The following is a 17,244-nucleotide window of genomic DNA, read 5'->3' on the forward strand; positions in this document are numbered from 1 at the left end:
TGTGGGGTCTGAACTACCGTAGGGGTGAACCGGCACCCCACCCGGGAGCACACCCGGAACCCGACGCGTCCGGACATGCCCGTCAGATACCGTCTCCACGACTTCGAACAGGACCCCCATGACTGCACAGGCCCCCGCAAACCAGAGCGACTGGAGCAACCGCATCGCCCTGGCGCAGGAGATCCTCCCGCTGATCACCCGGCTGCACAACGAGCACAACGTCGTCACCTCAGTGTTCGGCCGCCTGCTCGTCAATGTCACCGACATCGACATCATCAAGAGCCACCGGTACGCCCGTCTGGTCACCGACCGCGAGCTGCCGTTGAGCTCCACCTTGCCGATCCTGCAGGAACTGGTGGAGATGAACCTCGGCACCGCCTCCATCGACCTGGGCCGGCTGGCCACCGGGTTCGAGGCCGAAGGCGGCAGGAACCTGCGCGAGTACCTCGAGCGTGAGCTCACCGACGTCATCAACCAGCACTCCGAGAAGGACCCGGCGGATATCGTCCTCTACGGCTTCGGCCGCATCGGGCGTCTGCTGGCCCGCATCCTCATCTCCCGCGAGGCCACCTACGGGGGTGTCCGGCTCCGCGCTGTCGTGCTGCGCAAGAAGAGCTCCGACGACATCGAGAAGCGCGCCAGCCTGCTGCGCCGCGACTCGATCCACGGCGCCTTCGACGGTGCGATCACCGTCGACGAGGAGAACGAGATCATCTGGGCCAACGGCACCGCCATCCAGGTCATCTACGCCTCCGATCCCTCGGGCATCGACTACACCTCCTACGGCATCAACGACGCCATCATCGTCGACAACACCGGCGCCTGGCGTGACCGGGACGGCCTGTCCCGTCACCTGGAGTCCAAGGGAGTGTCCAAGGTCCTGCTCACCGCCCCGGGCAAGGGCGACGTGAAGAACATCGTGTACGGGATCAACCACGAGGACATCGTGCCGGAGGACCGCGTCCTGTCCGCGGCGTCCTGCACCACCAACGGCATCACCCCGGTGCTCAAGGTCATCGACGACCGCTACGGCATCGTCCACGGCCACGTCGAGACGGTCCACTCGTTCACCAACGACCAGAACCTCACCGACAACTTCCACAAGGGCCCGCGCCGTGGCCGCTCCGCCGGTCTGAACATGGTCCTCACCGAGACCGGTGCCGCCAAGGCCGTCGCCAAGGCCCTCCCGGACCTCGCCGGCAAGCTCACCGGTAACGCGATCCGCGTCCCCACCCCGGACGTGTCGATGGCCGTGCTGAACCTCAACCTGGACACGGAGACCACCCGTGACGAGGTCAACGAGTACCTCCACAAGGTGGCCCTGCATTCCAACCTGCGTCAGCAGATCGACTACATCAAGTCCCCGGATGTCGTCTCCTCCGACTTCGTCGGTTCCACCCACGCCGGCATCGTCGACGGCCTGGCGACCATCGCCGAGGGGAAGAACCTCGTACTCTACGTCTGGTACGACAACGAGTTCGGCTACTCCAACCAGGTGATCCGCATCGTCGAGGACATCGCCGGCGCCCGCCCGAAGGTGTATCCGGCCCGTATGGAGCCCGCCGAGCTGGCGTAGGCCCCCGCTCCACAGCGCCGGGACAATACGACGCCCACCCGTCCGGGGTCCGGACCGGGTGGGCGTCGTGCTGTCAGGGACGGCCGGGAGGGGGCTCAGTCGTCGGCGTCGTGAGCGTCGTCTGCTTCCTCGTCCTCCCACAGCTCCTCCAGGGGCACCAGGAGTTCCTCCCAGGCCGAGGCCTGCTCCTGCGCAACGAAGAGAACGTCGAAGAGCCGGTCGAAGTCCCGGTAGGACCCGAGCTCGAGGATCTCCTCGGTCATGTCCGCGATATCGTGGACGAGGCCCTCCAGGATCCCGCTGCCGGTCGACCTCGGAGGCATGGGAGGCCCCGTCGGCGTCGTCCTCCGGATCCGGGTCCTCCTCCTCGTCCCAGATCTCGGCGACCGCCTGGTCCATGAGGTCCTCGAAGTCCTCGCCGAGGGTCACGAACTGCACCCGTGCGGTGGGGGTCCCCTCCTCCCCCTCGAAGGTCACGACGATCTCCGAACTCTCCCCGACCTCAGCGCTGACGGTCAGCGCCTCCACCGGATCCTGGACGAACTCGAGATCGACGACGCGGGGGTCGGTCCCCTCGATGAGATCGCGGACCGTGCCGACCACCAGGTCGGTGGCGACATGGCGGGCTACCGTGGCGACGGCGTCCTCCACCGAGAAGACGACGCCGACGAGGGCCGCCTCGAACTCCTCGTCATCCTCGGCGACATCGGCCATGGCAAGGAAGACGTTCGCACCGGGGATCCCCGTCCCCCCGGTGATGTCGACGAACTGGACCTCCAGATCCTCCGACACCGGAACGAAGAGGGTGCCGTCATTGACACGGGACTCTATCCCCTCCGCGTCGAGCGCTTCAGCGATGTCCACATAGAAACCCACGAGGGGAACCTCCTACGGTCCACTCCGAACGGGTCTCGCCCCGGGCACATCACCCGGGTACGCCGTCGGAACCGTCACCCATGCTAGCCGACACCGGACAGATCGGGCGTGCCCCCCGTTCGGGAAACAACTGAAAATATATGGTTTGTCGATGGTTCCGCGGACAGCCCCTGCGACATCGTGGTAAAGGCCACATGTAGTAGGGTGGTTGGTCGAGATTGACAACATCATGAAATGAGGCGAGGACCTGCTGTGAACAGCTCCAATTTCGGTTCCAACGAATGGCTGGTCGACCAGATGCACCAGCAGTTCAAGGAGGACCCGCAGTCCGTGGACAAGGAATGGCGGGACTTTTTCTCGGAGGGGAAGACCACCGGTGACGCGACTCCGGCAGCCGCTCCGAAGGACGCGACCGTGACGGCCCCGGCGGCCACCCCTGCCGCCGCCACGTCGACCGCCCCCGCGACCTCCCCGGCCGCTGTCCCGTCCGCCCCGACCACGGGGCGTCCGGTCAGTGCCGCAGCCTCCATCGGCAGCAATGTCGCACCGTCTGCCAACCCGATCCCGACCCGCGTCGCTCCCCCGGCACCGAAGGGTGCCGCCGAGCCGCTCACCCCGGGCGAGGCGAACCTCAAGGGCGCCCAGCGCGCGATCGCCAAGAACATGGACGCCTCGCTGACCATCCCGACGGCCACCACCGTCCGGGACATGCCGGCCAAGCTCATGTTCGAGAACCGGGCGATGATCAACGACCACCTCCGGTCCCAGGGTCGCGGCAAGATCAGCTTCACCCACATCCTCGGGTGGGCGCTGATCAATGCCGTCAAGGCGCATCCGACAATCAACAACAGCTACAAGGTCATCGACGGCAAGCCCGCCGTGGTCACCCCCGAGCACATCAACCTCGGACTGGCCATCGACCTCGTCTCCAAGAACGGCAACCGCAACCTCGTCGTCGCCGCCATCCGCGAGTGCGAGACCCTCTCCTTCGAGGGCTTCGTCGACGCCTACGAGGACATCGTCGTCCGCGCCCGCCAGGGCAAGTTGACGATGGACGACTTCTCCGGTGTCACCATCCAGCTGACCAACCCCGGTGGGATCGGCACCCGCCACTCGGTGCCCCGACTCACCAACGGCCAGGGTGCGATCATCGGTGTCGGTGCCATGGACTACCCGGCCGAGTTCGCCGGCGCCTCCGAAGACCGTCTCGCTGATCTGGGCGTCGGCAAGCTCGTCACCGTCACCTCGACCTACGACCACCGGATCATCCAGGGTGCGGAGTCCGGCGAGTTCCTGCGTGACATGAGCCGCCAGCTCATCGACGACGGCTTCTGGGACGATATCTTCATCTCCCTGCGTGTCCCCTACGCCCCGACCCGCTGGTGCCAGGACATGCCGGCCTCCGGTGTGGACAAGTCCACCCGCGTCATGCAGCTCATCGAGTCCTACCGCTCCCGCGGTCACCTCATCGCCGACATCAACCCGCTGCACTGGGCCCAGCCCGGACTGCCGGTGCCGGATCACTCCGACCTGGACATCGAGAGCCACGGCCTGACCCTCTGGGACCTGGACCGTAAGTTCAACGTCGGCGGCTTCGCCGGTCGCGAGACCATGACCCTGCGTGAGGTCCTCGCGACCCTGCGGAAGGCCTACACCCTCAAGGTCGGCTCCGAGTACACCCACATCCTCGACAAGGACGAGCGCCTCTGGCTGCAGGAGCACATCGAGGCCGGTCAGCAGAAGCTGTCCAACCCCGAGCAGAAGTACCTGCTGCAGAAGCTGAACTCCGCCGAGGCCTTCGAGAACTTCCTCCAGACCAAGTACATCGGCCAGAAGCGCTTCTCCCTCGAGGGTGCCGAAGCCCTCATCCCGATGCTGGACGCCGCCGCGGACCAGGCCGCCGAACAGGGTCTCGAAGAGGTCGTCATCGGTATGCCCCACCGTGGCCGCCTCAATGTCCTCGCGAACATCGTCGGCAAGCCGTACTCCACCATCTTCGGTGAGTTCGAGGGCAACATCGAGCCCGCCGCCGCCGGTGGCTCCGGTGACGTGAAGTACCACCTGGGTACCGAGGGTGTCTACACCCAGATGTTCGGCGACAACGACATCAAGGTCACCCTGACCGCGAACCCGTCCCACCTCGAGGCCGTCAACCCGGTCATGGAGGGTCTGGCCCGCGCCCACCAGGACCTGTCGCCGAACGCCGAGCAGCGTCCGATCATGCCGATCCTCATGCACGGTGACGCGGCCTTCACGGGTCTGGGCATCGTCCAGGAGACCATCAACATGGCCCAGCTGCGCGGTTACACCGTCGGCGGTACGGTCCACGTCGTGGTCAACAACCAGATCGGTTTCACCACCACCCCGGACCGTGGCCGTTCGACCCACTACGCCACCGACATCGCCAAGGGCTTCGACGCCCCGGTCTTCCACGTCAACGGTGACGACCCCGAGGCATGCGTCTGGGTCGCCCGGCTGGCTGTCGAGTACCGCCGTCGGTTCGGCAAGGACGTCTTCATCGACATGGTCTGCTACCGACGTCGCGGTCACAACGAGTCCGATGACCCGTCGATGACCCAGCCGGAGCTGTACAGCATCATCGAGGACCGCCCGACCGTGCGTTCCATCTACCACGACACCCTCGTGGGACGCGGTGACATCACCGCCGAGGACGCCCAGCGCGCCGCCGATGACTTCCACGGCCAGCTGGAGGCCGTCTTCAACCAGGTCAAGGAAGGCATCACGGGCGCCTCCCCGGCCGCCCAGACCGGAATCGCCGGTGGTCAGGCCCTGACCACCGGGCTGGACACCTCCATCACCCCGGACGTCATCGCCGAGATCGGCGACAGCTTCTCGGTGGACGCCCCGGAGGGCTTCAGCATCCACCAGCGCGTCCGCTCCGTGGTCAAGCGTCGCCACCAGATGTCCCGCGAGGGCAAGATTGACTGGGCCTTCGGTGAGCTGCTCGCCTTCGGTTCCCTCGCCCGTGAGGGACGCCTCGTGCGTCTCGCCGGTGAGGACTCCCAGCGTGGCACCTTCACCCAGCGTCACGCGATTCTCTTCGACTCGGAGACCAACCAGCCCTTCAGCCCGCTGGAGGAGGTGGCCCGGAAGGCCGGCAACGGCGGTTCCTTCCGTGCCTTCAACTCCCCGCTGACCGAGTACGCCGGTATGGGCTTCGAGTACGGTTACTCCGTCGGTAACCTCGACGCGGTCGTCGCCTGGGAGGCACAGTTCGGCGACTTCGCCGACGGCGCCCAGACCATCATCGACGAGTACATCTCCTCCGGCGAGGCCAAGTGGGGCCAGCTGTCCAGCGTCATCCTGCTGCTGCCGCACGGTTACGAGGGCCAGGGCCCGGACCACTCCTCGGCCCGTATCGAGCGCTACCTGCAGATGGCTGCCGAAGGTTCGATGACCATCGCCCAACCGTCCACCCCGGCAAACCACTTCCACCTGCTGCGCCGCCACGCACTGGGCACCATGCGTCGCCCGCTGGTCGTCTTCACCCCGAAGTCGATGCTGCGCAACAAGGCCGCGACCTCCACGGTCGAGGACTTCACCACGGTGACGAAGTTCCGGTCGGTGCTGGACGACCCGCGGTTCGCCGACGGCACGAAGGACCGCGCCGGAGTCAAGAAGGTGCTCATGTGCACGGGCAAGATCTACTACGACCTGGAGAAGAAGCGCGCCGACGAGGGCCGCGACGATGTCGCCATCGTCCGCGTCGAGATGCTGCACCCGATCCCGCACAACCGAATCCGCGAAACCGTCGCCGAGGGTTACCCGGGCGCCGAGGTCCGCTGGGTCCAGGATGAGCCGGCCAACCAGGGCGCATGGCCCTTCCTGGCCCTCAACCTGCCGGAGCGGATCCCGGGCTTCACCATGAAGCGCATCTCCCGCCGCGCCCAGTCCTCCACCGCCACCGGCGTCGCCAAGGTCCACCACCTTGAGCAGGAAGCTCTCCTCAACGAGGCCTTCGCCGACTGACACCCGGCAGACTCCCGGAGAACGACAGACAGAGACCCCCGTACCGGATGCTCCGGTGCGGGGGTCTGTGTCTGTCTCCGCCGGCCTAGTCCGCCGCGGCGCGCAGGTCCTCGGTCGTCACTCCCCCGGCGACGTCGTTGAGGGCCTTACGATCCTTGCGGTCCATGGTCGGCTTGGCGAACAGGGCGACGGTGTTCTGCGGCAGCGAATCATCCTCACAGGCCACCGACTGGCCCGGATCCGCGGCCTGCAGGTCGGTCGGCAGAGCCGACACCATCGTGGAGTGGGTGATGTCGCGCCACATGTCACGGTCCACGTCCCCGGCCTCCTGAGCCTCCGCGTAGAGCCCCCGCAGCTCCTGCCCCTTGGCGGCGTCAAGGGTGTCCAGCAGCTCGCCGACGCATCCGGTGACCACGGTGAGTTCGCCGTCGCGCACCTGCGCGATGCGGTCACCGGCGTCCACCGTGGTCACCTCGACGCTGCGTCCGGCGCTCTCGAGCTTCGAGCTGATCTTCTCCGCCAACGCCTGCTGCAGCGGACCGTCGGTCGCTCCGACGGTCACCGGTCCCTCTGTCGAGGCGGCGACGGCCGCCTGCTGCGGCACCGTGGCCGTGGAACTGCAGGCCGCCAGCGGCACCGTGAGAGCCGTCAGTGCGGCGAGCGCGACCACTGTCTTCCTTCCGGCGGGGCCCATCAGAACCACACCGCCATGATGAGTACGACCAGGGCGATCCACGGGATCAGTCCCCACCACCGGTTGTGGTCGCTGGCCAGTGCCCCGGCCGCCGCCACCGCGCCCGCCACGGCATGCGGGATCCACAGGGAGTTCCCCGCGATGACGAGTATCACGGCGAGGCCGCAGAGGCCGCCGGCGATCAGTCGGGTCATGGTTGTCAGTCACCCGGTCCTTCCCTCGGTTCGGTGCTGTCCGTCCCGACCAGAGTAGTCACTGACGCGGGGGTGCACCGTAACGCCCCGCCACATCACGCACTGATCTGGTTGACTGTCAGCATGAGCAGTCCCCTCTCTGTCGCAGAAGCACACTGCACCGTCTACCGCGCCGAGTACCGGAGCAGTACACCCGGCAGGATCGCCGACGAGGGCACCCCCGAACGCTTCGACCTCGCCACCACCGCCGATGACATCGAGGCACTGCGCCACGCCCACGAGTCACTGGGCGACGGGGACTTCTGCTGGGTCCATGTGACGGAACCTGACGAGGTCTTCATGCACCGGATCGCCGGGGTCTTCGGCATCCACGAACTCGTCGTGGAGGATGCGGTCTGCGCACACCAGCGGGCGAAGTTCGAGCGCTACAGGAGTCAGATGCTGTTCGTGCTGCGTACGGTGAACTACACCCCGGGCGGCACCGACACGGACCTCACCCCGGACGTCACCACCGGCGAGGCGCAGGTCATCCTCGGCCGAGATTTCGTCGTCACCGTCACCCACGGGGACACCCCGGACCCCACCGACCGGGTCACGGAGAACCTCGAGCGGGTCTTCATGCCTCAGACCGTGCTCTACTCCCTGGCCGACGCGATCGTCGACCACTACCTCGATGTGACACTCCAGCTGGAGGACGACGTCACCGCAATGGAGACCACCGTATTCGCACCGTCGGTCTCCTTCTCCATCGAGGAGGTCTACCTGCTGATGAGGGAGGTTCTCGAGATCCGCCACGCCATCGACCCCCTCACGGTGGCACTGAAGCTCCTGGTCTCCGACCACGACAGCATCGTCGACGAGAGCCGTACCTACATCCGCGATGTGCTCGACCACCAGATCCTCGCCGCGGACCGTACCGGCAACTTCGCCGAACGCCTGGCTTCCCTGGTGGACGCCGCGGCCGCGAAGATCTCACTGCAGCAGAACACCGACATGCGCAAGATCTCCGCCTGGGCGGCGGTGGCGGTGGTGCCGACGATGATCGCCGGCATCTACGGGATGAACTTCGAGAAGATGCCCGAACTGGACTGGACCTTCGGCTACCCCCTTGTCATCTGTCTCATGGTGGCGATCTGCACCGGCCTGATCGTCCTGTTCCGCCACAACCGCTGGCTCTGAGTGCTGCCCCGGCCCCGTCACGTATCCTCTGGTCTATGAGTGCTTCCCGAGTTTTCGCCGGCCGACTGGCCGGCATGATCCTGCTCGGTGCCGACGGGGAGTCCGTCGGCCGGGTCAGGGACGTCGTCGTGAGTATCGGCGCCCGTCGTGCCCGCGCCCTCGGACTCGTTGTCGAGGTCGCCGGGAAGAGACGGATCTTCCTCCCCATGCTCCGGATCGCCTCCGTCGATCCGAAGGAGGTGACGATGAACACCAGCTCGGTGAGTCTGCGTCCCTTCAAGTCGAGGTCCGGCGAGGTCTCGGTGATGTACGATCTCATCGGTGCCCGTGTCCACATCGACGACCCCGAGCACGAACACCTCACCGGTCGCGCGGTGGAGATCTCCGATGTCGAACTGGAGCTCACCCGCACCCGCGAGTGGGACATCAGCCGCGTCGCGGTGATCACCCGTGGCCGTCTCGGTCGGCGGTCCACTCCGGCGATCGTCCCCTTCTCACACGTCCACGGTCTCTCGGCCTCCGGCGCGGGGCCGCAGGACGCGGACGCCGAGCTCATCGCCGAATTCAAGGAGATGCGCAACGCCGATGTCGCGCAGACCCTCCACGACCTGCCTGTCGACCGCCGCTACCGGGTCGCCGGAGAGCTCGCCGACGAACGGCTGGCCGATGTCCTCGCCGAACTGCCCGATGACGAGCAGACCGCGATCCTGGAGACCCTGACCATCGAGCGTGCCGCGGACATCCTCGAGGAGATGGACCCGGATGACGCCGCAGATCTGCTGGGCGAGTTGCCCGACGACAAGGCCGACGTCCTGCTGGAGCTCATGGACCCGGAGGAGTCCGAGCCGGTCCGTCGTCTGATGAGTTTTTCACCGGACACGGTGGGTGCCCTGATGACCCCGGAGCCCATGGTCCTCACCCCGCAGGCGACCGTGGCCGAGGCACTGGCCCATGCACGCAACCCCGAGCTCCCGCTCGCGTTGAGCTCCCTGGTGTTCGTCGTACGCCCGCCGCAGGCCACCCCGACCGGCCGCTACCTGGGCTGTGTCCACCTACAGAAGCTGCTGCGCGAGCCGCCGTCAACACTGATCGGCGGTATCCTCGACCTGGATCTCCCCGCTCTGCGCACAGATGACTCGATCGAGACCGCCGCGCGCTACTTCGCGACCTACAACCTGGTCTGCGGCCCGGTGCTGGACGACAACCAGCACCTGCTCGGCGCCGTGGCAGTCGACGACCTGCTCGATGACCTCCTCCCCGAGGACTGGCGTGACGACGACTGGCGGGAACTCCGCTCCCCCGCCTGACCGGCGGACAACCCTCTGCACAACTGCTGCCCCGACCACCGCTCGAAGGAGGAACCGTGCCGGACAACTACGCCCGCACCGACCTGGACACCCCCACCGGGGCACGACGGAAGAAACTGTTCTCCCTTGACGGGGACGCCGTCGGCGTCGGCGCAGAGCGGGTGGCCCGCTTCCTCGGTACCGGAAGCTACCTGCTGTGGCAGACCGTCTTCGTCATCATCTGGATCCTGCTCAACATCGGCGGCATGTGGTGGAACTGGGATCCGTACCCGTTCATCCTTCTCAACCTGGCGTTCTCGACGCAGGCTGCCTATGCGGCGCCGCTGATCCTGCTCGCCCAGAACCGGCAGGACGACCGCGACCGTGTCTCCCTCAACGAGGACCGACGCCGCACCGCCGAGACCAAGGCGGACACCGAGTTCCTCGCGCGCGAGCTCGCCGGTCTGCGCATCGCCGTGGGTGAGAACGTGACCCGCGACTACCTGCGTCACGAACTTGACGACCTCACCGATCTGCTCCACCGCATCGAGGACAAGCTCGAGGACCGCGAGCACGACGACAATGACGGCCAGGACGGCCCCTCTGACCGGCCTCGGTGATCCGGCCGGCCGGGTGTAACATACCGGGCGATGTCTACTGTCACTGAAGAGGCTGTCCGCAGCGCACTGTCGTCGGTTGAGGACCCGGAGCTCAACCGCCCCATCACCGATCTGGGCATGGTGAAGTCCGTGACCGTCAACGGGGACGAAGTCGCGGTCGAGATCTATCTCACCATCGCCGGATGCCCGATGAAGACCACCCTGACCGACCGCACGCGGGAGGCCACGGAAAGTGTCGACGGGGTCACGAAAGCCACCGTCACCACCGACGTGATGACCGACGAGCAGCGTCGTGAGCTGCGCCTGAAGGTCCGTGGCACGACCACGGAGCCGGTCATCCCCTTCGCCCAGCCCGATTCTACGACCCGTGTCTACGCCGTCGCGTCCGGCAAAGGCGGTGTCGGCAAGTCCTCCGTCACCGTGAATCTGGCGACCGCACTCGCGGCGCGCGGGCTCAATGTCGGCATCGTCGACGCCGACATCTACGGTCACTCCGTGCCCCACCTCATGGGTTCCACCGCCATGCCGAACCAGGTGGACGACATGATCATCCCGCCGCAGTCACACGGCGTGAAGATGATCTCCATCGGACACTTCCTCGAGGGAAACTCCCCGGTCATCTGGCGTGGACCGATGCTGCACCGCGCGATCCAGCAGTTCCTCTCCGACGTCTTCTGGGGCGATCTGGACGTGCTGCTCCTCGATCTCCCGCCCGGCACCGGCGATGTGGCGATCTCGGTCGCTCAGCTGGTCCCGAACGCCGAACTGCTGATCGTGACGACCCCGCAGGCCGCGGCCGCCGAGGTCGCCGAGCGTGCCGGCTCGATCTCCCAGCAGACCCGCCAGCGCATCGGTGGTGTCATCGAGAACATGTCCGGCATGGTGCTGCCCGACGGGACCGTGATGGACGTCTTCGGTTCCGGTGGTGGCCAGCATGTCGCCGACCGGCTCACCGAGATCACCGGTTCCCCGGTGCCCCTGATGGGCTCGATCCCGCTGGATCCGGATCTGCGCGTCGGCGGCGACGTGGGTAACCCGATCGCCGTGTCCCAGCCGGACTCCCCCTCCGCGGTCGCCCTCGGGAAGCTCGCTGACCAGCTGGTCACCCGCCGTCAGTCGCTGGCGGGGCGTCCGCTGAACCTGGGCGTCACACGGAACTGATCCCCCGCCTGCCCCACCTCGGTGAGGCGGGTCGGCCCTCCTAGAGGACGTCGCCCTCGTCCATGTCGCCCCAGTCCGCTCCGCCGCCGGTCTTCTTCTGATCGGCGGCGGTGGTGTCTCCGGCACCGGAGGACACAGCGGGCCCGGCGGGCGCTGCAGGTGAAGGAGCCGGAGGAGTGGCGGGCGCGGGAGCGGACGGAGCGGGTGCCTGCCTCCCGGCCGCGGAGGTCGTCTCCCCACTGCCCGTGACCGCGTCGCTGACCCCGCGTGCCGAGGCCTCGATGTCGCGGAAGAACTCGGGGTCGTCGTCGAGCAGGGCCTTACTGACGAGACCCCGCGCACCCATGCGCCGCATGTCGTTGATCTGCGACAGCGGCTTGCGGAAGTCCTCGAAGTCCTCCTTGAAGTCGTCCCCCAGCTCCTCCTTCGCCGAGCTGATCGCACCACGTGCGGCGTGGATCATCGCCTTGATGTCCGTGATGATCCGGGGCAGCCGCTCCGGGCCGACCACGATGATGCCGACGATGACCAGGACGAGGACCTCGCCCCATCCGACGCTGGAGAACACCGTGTTCCACCTGACTTCCTGCTCTGTGCCCTGACCCGGGTGATTCTACCGCCGACCCCGCCCAGTCTGCGACACACGCAGCATGCGACGCACGGAGGTGGACAGCCGGTCCCCCAGTGACTCGGGTCGCCGGCACCCGTCGACCCCCACCGCGTCATGGCCGTCCAGGTCGTCCGACGCAGCGACCTGCTCCCCGCAGGACGTCGGGATCCCGGTCAACCGGTCGAGCAACGCCCCCGGGGCATGCACCTCCGACATGGTGCCGGCCTGGTCCCGCATCCGCGCCGCGGCCTGGCGCTGTGCCCGAACCTCCTCGCGGCAGTCACTGCAGTGCACCAGGTGCACCTTCGCCCGGCTCTCCGCACCCCGGGACAGCTCTCCGTCCACCAGGGCTGCGACGGCCTCGGTCGTCAAATGCCCGACATCATTCCCCGGCCACATAGCTCAGCTCCCCGGCCGTCCGGTCCAGTGCCGCCCTCAGCTGGGCACGGGCCCGGTGGATCCGGGAACGCACGGTACCCATCTTCAGTCCGAGGGTGTCGGCGATCTCCTCGTAACTGAGGTCCAGTCCGTCACAGAGCACGACGGCCACGCGGAACTCCGGGGAAAGATCGTCCAGTGCCCGGGCGAGAGCCGGATCGAGGTGGTTGAACTCGAAGACCCGCTCGGGACCGGGGTGCTCGCCGGCGACCCGCTCGTAGTCCTCGGGCAGGGCCTCCATCCGTACCGTTGCCCGGTGGCGGACCATGTCGAGGAAGAGGTTGGTGGTGATGCGGTGCAGCCAGCCCTCGAAGGTCCCGGGCCGGTAGCTCTTCAGCGACCGGAAGACGCGCATGAAGGTGTCCTGGGTGAGGTCCTCGGCGTCCTGCCGGTTGCCGGAAAGGCTGTAGGCCAGCCGGTAGACACCGTCCGCATGCTCGGCGACGAGATCCCCCCATGCCGGCATGTCCGCTTCACCGCGGTCGAATGCACCGGTGCCGGTAGCGGGGTCACCGTCAGGGTGGGCACCGGAGGTGGGGTCGGGGGACACTGCGGAAGTCATGTGTTCCATTCTGGGTCACCGGGGTTGAAATGCGGTCCGCACCGGCTGGAAGTTCGCTGTGAACCACCGGCGTGCACCGCGGAGAGCGCTGTTTCCACTGACAAATATACATGACGGGACCACGGGGCGGGCAGCGGGTTCCCCGACTCGCCGGGACCTCCTGCACCGGTCGGGGGTGACCTCCCCCTAAGCTGGATCCTGTGAATGTCAACACCGGATCCGCCCTCGACGCCGTGCGTACCTACATCAACGGCACCGCCGCCTCCGACGACAACCTTGACCGGGCACAGACCGCCGCCGACGAGTTCGGCCTGCTGAGCCCCGACGCCGCGACCGGCGAGTTCCTCTCGTTCCTCGCCGCCCGTGCCACCGGCTCCGCCCAGCCCAGCGCCGTGGTCATGTCCCCGGCCTGCGGCGTGATCGGCCTGCATCTCTTCGCCGGGTTCCGCGGTGCCGGCACGGAGCCGGTCGGCCACGTCACCTGCATCGACCCCGAGGCCCAGCACCAGAAGCTGGCGAAGGAGGCCTTCACCTCCGTGGGGCTGCGTCCCACCGCCTTCCGCTTCGTTCCCTCTGCCCCGCTCGACGGCATCGGCCGTCTGGCGACCGACTCCTACGACATCATCGTCGCCGACGTGGATCCCGAGCTGCTCTCGGCCGCGGTCGACAACGCGCTCCCGGCACTTCGCACCGGCGGCGTCCTCGTCCTGCTCGACGCCCTCCTGGACGGCGCGCCCGGCGACCCGGCCCGGACCGACCGGCAGACCGAGGCGGCCCGTGCCGCCGAGGTCCACCTGCGGGAACTGGTGGACGCCGGCACCGTCTCCACCTCCCGACTGCCGCTAGGCGCCGGCATGACGGTAATCACCCGGCGCTGAAGGGTGCTATCGTTCTTCCGGTGAATTCCATCACCGACTTCTACAACAGCGTCACCGACGTCGAGCACATCGTCTCGGCCTTCGGACTGGTCGGCATCGCCCTGGTCCTCTTCGCCGAGACGGGCCTGCTCGTGGGTTTCTTCCTGCCCGGTGATTCCCTGCTCTTCGTCGCCGGCCTGTTCACCGGTGGCGACGACCCCGTGTTCCCGCTGTGGCAGCTGCTTGCCGTCGCCGTCGTCTTCGCCGTCATCGGAGACCAGACCGGCTACCAGATCGGACGGTGGGCCGGCCCACCGATCCTGCGCTCCCGGGCCGCCCGGATGATCGGTGAGGAACGGATCGGCAAGGCGCAGGACTTCTTCGTCACCCGCGGCCCGCACGCGGTCATCCTCGCCCGGTTCGTCCCGGTGATCCGCACCATCGTCCCGGTACTCGCCGGGATCAGCGGCATGGAACGCCGCCGCTTCGTGCCCTACAACATCATCGGCGGCGCCGCCTGGGCCTGCATCATCCCCGTCGCCGGGTACTTCCTCGGCGGGGTCGACTTCATCCGGGCCCATGTCGACCTCATCATCGTCCTGCTCGTGGCTCTGTCGGTGATTCCGCTGGCCGTGGAATGGTGGCGGGGCAAGCGTCAGGGGACGGACGCCACTACCGGAACGGCCGATTCGACCGGCGTACACGGCGCGGACACCCTCGCCTCGGCTCCGGTCCCGCCACCCGCCTCCTGACCGCTGGTATACAGGGGTTCGTGAATCGCTTTCGACCTGAACTCCATGTGACTGCGGAAACCGGTGTCCTCGAGGCACCGGCCGGAGCCGTCAGGCAGGGTAGCAACCTGCATGTCTTCCACCAGTTCCGCCCCACCCCGGACTCCGGCGCACGCTGGGCACACCAGATGGCGACCGGCCTCCCCTACGGCTGGGACGTCTGTGACGACGTCCTCGCCCCCGAGGGTGATGAAGTCGAATGCCTGGCCGGATCCTCCGTCCTGGTCAGTGACGGCACCGTGGAACTGTTCTTCGTGACCACCACCCCCTCCGACGGCGAGGCTGTGCGGGGTTCCGATCTACCCCATGACCGGCGCGGCGCCCGGAACTTCCGGATCCATCGTGCCCGGATCTCCGACCTGGACGCCATCTCCGCGGAGATCTCCGACGACCCGAGCATCGTGAGCAGGGAGGTCGAGCGCCTCGGTCCGGTGGAGATCGACGACGACGACCACCCGGTCACCGCGCTGGTGACCCCGAGCGTCATCCGGCACGACGACGGCTGGCTGATGATCGCTCTCGACCTCGTCGACGAGACCGCCGCCGACATCGTCGTGCTCACCTCCGACGACCGGCAGCACTGGACCGCCCTCGGATCGCTGGAGATCACCGGAGGTTCGACCGACACCACTGTGCCCCGGGGACGTCCCTTCGCACCGCGCATCGTCACCATGACCGATGAGCTCACCGACGAGACCAGCGACGTGCTGTTCATCACCTACCCGGCCGACGACGAGGGCAGCAGCGGCGGGGAGAGCGCCGGCTATCTCGTCGGTACCCTCTCCGGGACGACGTTCACCGTCGAGACCGGGTTCCAGCTCTTCGACAACGGTCACGACTTCACCCGACCCCGGGTCGTCCAGGGCATCCAGCCGGTCATCGTGGGACTGGTCGGGACATTCCCCGGAAACGGTACGGGTACCTGGGCGAACTGTCTGTCAGTGCCACGCTTCCTCACCCTGCGTGGCGGCCACCTGCACCAGGACATCGTCGGTGTGCCCTCGGCGGTGCGTTCCTACACCGACCGTGCGGCGGTGTTCACCGCCCAGCTCGACGTCTCACGTGGTGCCGTGACCGTCTCCCTGCTCGACGAGGAGGACGGGCTGCTGGCCACCGTGCGCCATTCCGGCGACCGGATCGAGGTAACCCGCCCCACCCGCGACGGAGTCGGAGACGTCCGCACCGCGGAGCTGGCCGACGGTGACTCGGACACCCTCACCATCCTCGTCGACGGTCCGGTGTGCGAGGTCTTCGCCGACGGTGGACTGGTCTCGCTGACCAGTTCACTGCACGGGGACGCACCCTTCGCGAAGTTCCGGGTGGACACCACCGCCGGGGCCCGCGTCCTGTCGGCGATGGAGTCACTGGGACGCCGGCTGCAGCGTCGGCTGGCGCAGCTCGACAACCCGGAGGAGCAGGAGCGGCTCATCGCCGAGGCAGCCCTGGCCGACCGGGACCTCGCCGCCGACGACTAGGACCCGTTGAAGCCCAGCGTACGGGGGTCGCGGGCGAGACGGGTCACAGTCGCACGGGCCGTGACCTGCATGACCTTGGGGAGGCCGGCGATCCGCTCGGCCAGCACCTTCGGGTGGATGTGGCGGGCAGAGGGGCTCATGCCGATCTGAGCGGCGATGGACGCCTGGTCGAGGTTCATGACGAACTCTACATGCTCCGGTTCCCCGACCGGCACAAGGTAGCCGGAGGCCTGGGTGATCATCCGGTCGACCTTGCCCTCCTCGACGTCGATGATGCCCAGTGGGGCGCGCAGCTCGGCGAGGTGGCCGGCGTCCGGGGTGAGCACGACGACCTGGCCCTCCGGAGTGAGGACGCGGGCGAACTCCGCGGCATTGCGCGGGGCGAAGATGACGGTCATGACGTCGATGCTGTCATCCCGCAGCGGCAGTCGGGCCCAGGCGTCCGCGACGATCGCCCCGACCCGCGGGTGGCAGTGCGCCAGTCGCTTGGCCGCGGGCACGGAGACGTCGACTCCGATGCCCCGGGAGCCGGGGACCGCGTCGAGCGTGTGGGCCAGGTAGTACCCGGTACCTGCCCCGATCTCCACGACCGAGGGCCGGTCCTCCTCGGAGACGTGGTTGTCGTCGAGGACATCGGCGACGGCATCGGACACCGCCTCGACGAATGGGGCGAAGTGTCCACCGGAGAGGAAGGCTTCGCGCGCGGTGATCATGTCGGCATCGTCACCGGTGTAGCGCAGGCCTGCGCCTCCGACGAGGGTGACGTATCCCTGACGGGCGACGTCATAGCTGTGGCCGGAGTCGGAGACGACGGTCCGCCAGGACTCGTCCCCGGCGCGCAGCAGGGTCCCGTCGACCGGATCGGCGAGCAGATCGATGACATCGGACAGCACGGTTCGAAATTCTCCTCGGGAAGAAAAGGGCGGTAACGCGGG

Annotated in this window: 15 protein-coding genes and 1 pseudogene; 9 read left to right on the top strand and 7 right to left on the bottom strand. The window is 67.5% G+C overall.

All coding sequences use genetic code 11. The features are described from left to right. Positions 1 to 118: 118 nt before the first annotated feature. A complete protein-coding gene (locus tag ACZ9GM_RS06835; RefSeq protein WP_291476442.1) occupies positions 119 to 1,576 on the top strand; it encodes a glyceraldehyde-3-phosphate dehydrogenase in 1,458 nt (485 codons plus the stop codon). 95 nt (positions 1,577 to 1,671) lie between these two features. Here the strand turns inward: ACZ9GM_RS06835 and ACZ9GM_RS06840 are convergent. Beyond that, positions 1,672 to 2,452 (bottom strand): annotated as a pseudogene (locus ACZ9GM_RS06840) (hypothetical protein). 234 nt (positions 2,453 to 2,686) lie between these two features. Between ACZ9GM_RS06840 and ACZ9GM_RS06845 the strand changes: the two are divergent. Beyond that, positions 2,687 to 6,442 carry a multifunctional oxoglutarate decarboxylase/oxoglutarate dehydrogenase thiamine pyrophosphate-binding subunit/dihydrolipoyllysine-residue succinyltransferase subunit gene (locus ACZ9GM_RS06845; protein ID WP_291476446.1) on the top strand — a complete coding sequence of 1,252 codons (3,756 nt, stop codon included), beginning with the start codon at positions 2,687 to 2,689 and terminating at the stop codon, positions 6,440 to 6,442. An 85-nt stretch (positions 6,443 to 6,527) separates the two neighbouring features. Here the strand turns inward: ACZ9GM_RS06845 and ACZ9GM_RS06850 are convergent, their stop codons facing one another. Continuing rightward, positions 6,528 to 7,136 carry a type 2 periplasmic-binding domain-containing protein gene (locus ACZ9GM_RS06850; protein WP_476038323.1) on the bottom strand — a complete coding sequence of 203 codons (609 nt, stop codon included), beginning with the start codon at positions 7,134 to 7,136 and terminating at the stop codon, positions 6,528 to 6,530. Then, positions 7,136 to 7,330 carry a hypothetical protein gene (locus ACZ9GM_RS06855; RefSeq protein WP_291476447.1) on the bottom strand — a complete coding sequence of 65 codons (195 nt, stop codon included), beginning with the start codon at positions 7,328 to 7,330 and terminating at the stop codon, positions 7,136 to 7,138. Before ACZ9GM_RS06855 ends, ACZ9GM_RS06850 begins: the two co-directional genes overlap by 1 nt. A 123-nt stretch (positions 7,331 to 7,453) precedes the next feature. On the opposite strand from ACZ9GM_RS06855, the gene ACZ9GM_RS06860 reads away from it, so the two are divergent. The 4 genes from ACZ9GM_RS06860 to ACZ9GM_RS06875 are packed head-to-tail and all read left to right on the top strand — an operon-like array spanning position 7,454 to position 11,576. Next, complete coding sequence (locus ACZ9GM_RS06860) at positions 7,454 to 8,509, top strand: magnesium and cobalt transport protein CorA (RefSeq protein WP_476037460.1); 1,056 nt, start codon at positions 7,454 to 7,456, stop codon at positions 8,507 to 8,509. Between the two features lie 35 nt (positions 8,510 to 8,544). After that, positions 8,545 to 9,816 (top strand): magnesium transporter MgtE N-terminal domain-containing protein, encoded by a 1,272-nt coding sequence (locus tag ACZ9GM_RS06865; RefSeq protein ID WP_476037461.1) that lies wholly within the window; start codon positions 8,545 to 8,547, stop codon positions 9,814 to 9,816. A gap of 56 nt (positions 9,817 to 9,872) precedes the next feature. Next, entirely contained in the window at positions 9,873 to 10,415 is a 543-nt protein-coding gene (locus ACZ9GM_RS06870) for a DUF1003 domain-containing protein (protein ID WP_291476453.1), read from the top strand. Positions 10,416 to 10,445: 30 nt separating this feature from the next. Then, positions 10,446 to 11,576, top strand: coding sequence for an Mrp/NBP35 family ATP-binding protein (locus ACZ9GM_RS06875; protein ID WP_476037462.1), 1,131 nt, complete (start codon positions 10,446 to 10,448; stop codon positions 11,574 to 11,576). Positions 11,577 to 11,616: 40 nt separating this feature from the next. Here the strand turns inward: ACZ9GM_RS06875 and tatB are convergent, their stop codons facing one another. Genes tatB through sigE form a run of 3 tightly spaced genes read right to left on the bottom strand, consistent with a single transcriptional unit; the run spans position 11,617 to position 13,186 of the window. After that, positions 11,617 to 12,144, bottom strand: coding sequence for a Sec-independent protein translocase protein TatB (gene tatB / locus ACZ9GM_RS06880; RefSeq protein ID WP_291476456.1), 528 nt, complete (start codon positions 12,142 to 12,144; stop codon positions 11,617 to 11,619). Between the two features lie 45 nt (positions 12,145 to 12,189). After that, positions 12,190 to 12,558: a zf-HC2 domain-containing protein gene (locus ACZ9GM_RS06885; protein ID WP_476037463.1), complete on the bottom strand. Its 369-nt coding sequence runs from the start codon at positions 12,556 to 12,558 to the stop codon at positions 12,190 to 12,192. Between the two features lie 10 nt (positions 12,559 to 12,568). Then, on the bottom strand, positions 12,569 to 13,186 hold the full coding sequence (sigE, locus tag ACZ9GM_RS06890) for an RNA polymerase sigma factor SigE (protein ID WP_476037464.1): 618 nt from the start codon (positions 13,184 to 13,186) through the stop codon (positions 12,569 to 12,571). A gap of 200 nt (positions 13,187 to 13,386) precedes the next feature. Here sigE and ACZ9GM_RS06895 point away from each other — a divergent pair, with 200 nt between their 5' ends. Genes ACZ9GM_RS06895 through ACZ9GM_RS06905 form a run of 3 tightly spaced genes read left to right on the top strand, consistent with a single transcriptional unit; the run spans position 13,387 to position 16,309 of the window. Continuing rightward, a complete protein-coding gene (locus ACZ9GM_RS06895; RefSeq protein ID WP_291476462.1) occupies positions 13,387 to 14,064 on the top strand; it encodes an O-methyltransferase in 678 nt (225 codons plus the stop codon). Positions 14,065 to 14,084: 20 nt separating this feature from the next. Further along, positions 14,085 to 14,795 (top strand): DedA family protein, encoded by a 711-nt coding sequence (locus ACZ9GM_RS06900; protein ID WP_291476463.1) that lies wholly within the window; start codon positions 14,085 to 14,087, stop codon positions 14,793 to 14,795. Positions 14,796 to 14,842: 47 nt separating this feature from the next. Continuing rightward, a complete protein-coding gene (locus ACZ9GM_RS06905) occupies positions 14,843 to 16,309 on the top strand; it encodes a glycoside hydrolase family 32 protein (protein ID WP_476037465.1) in 1,467 nt (488 codons plus the stop codon). Here ACZ9GM_RS06905 and ACZ9GM_RS06910 read toward each other — a convergent pair. Beyond that, positions 16,306 to 17,202, bottom strand: a complete 897-nt coding sequence (locus ACZ9GM_RS06910) for a methyltransferase domain-containing protein (protein ID WP_291476466.1) — start codon at positions 17,200 to 17,202, stop codon at positions 16,306 to 16,308. The two genes, ACZ9GM_RS06905 and ACZ9GM_RS06910, sit on opposite strands and share 4 nt — an antisense overlap. Positions 17,203 to 17,244: the final 42 nt, after the last annotated feature.

This window comes from Corynebacterium sp. UD i78, assembly GCF_056280545.1.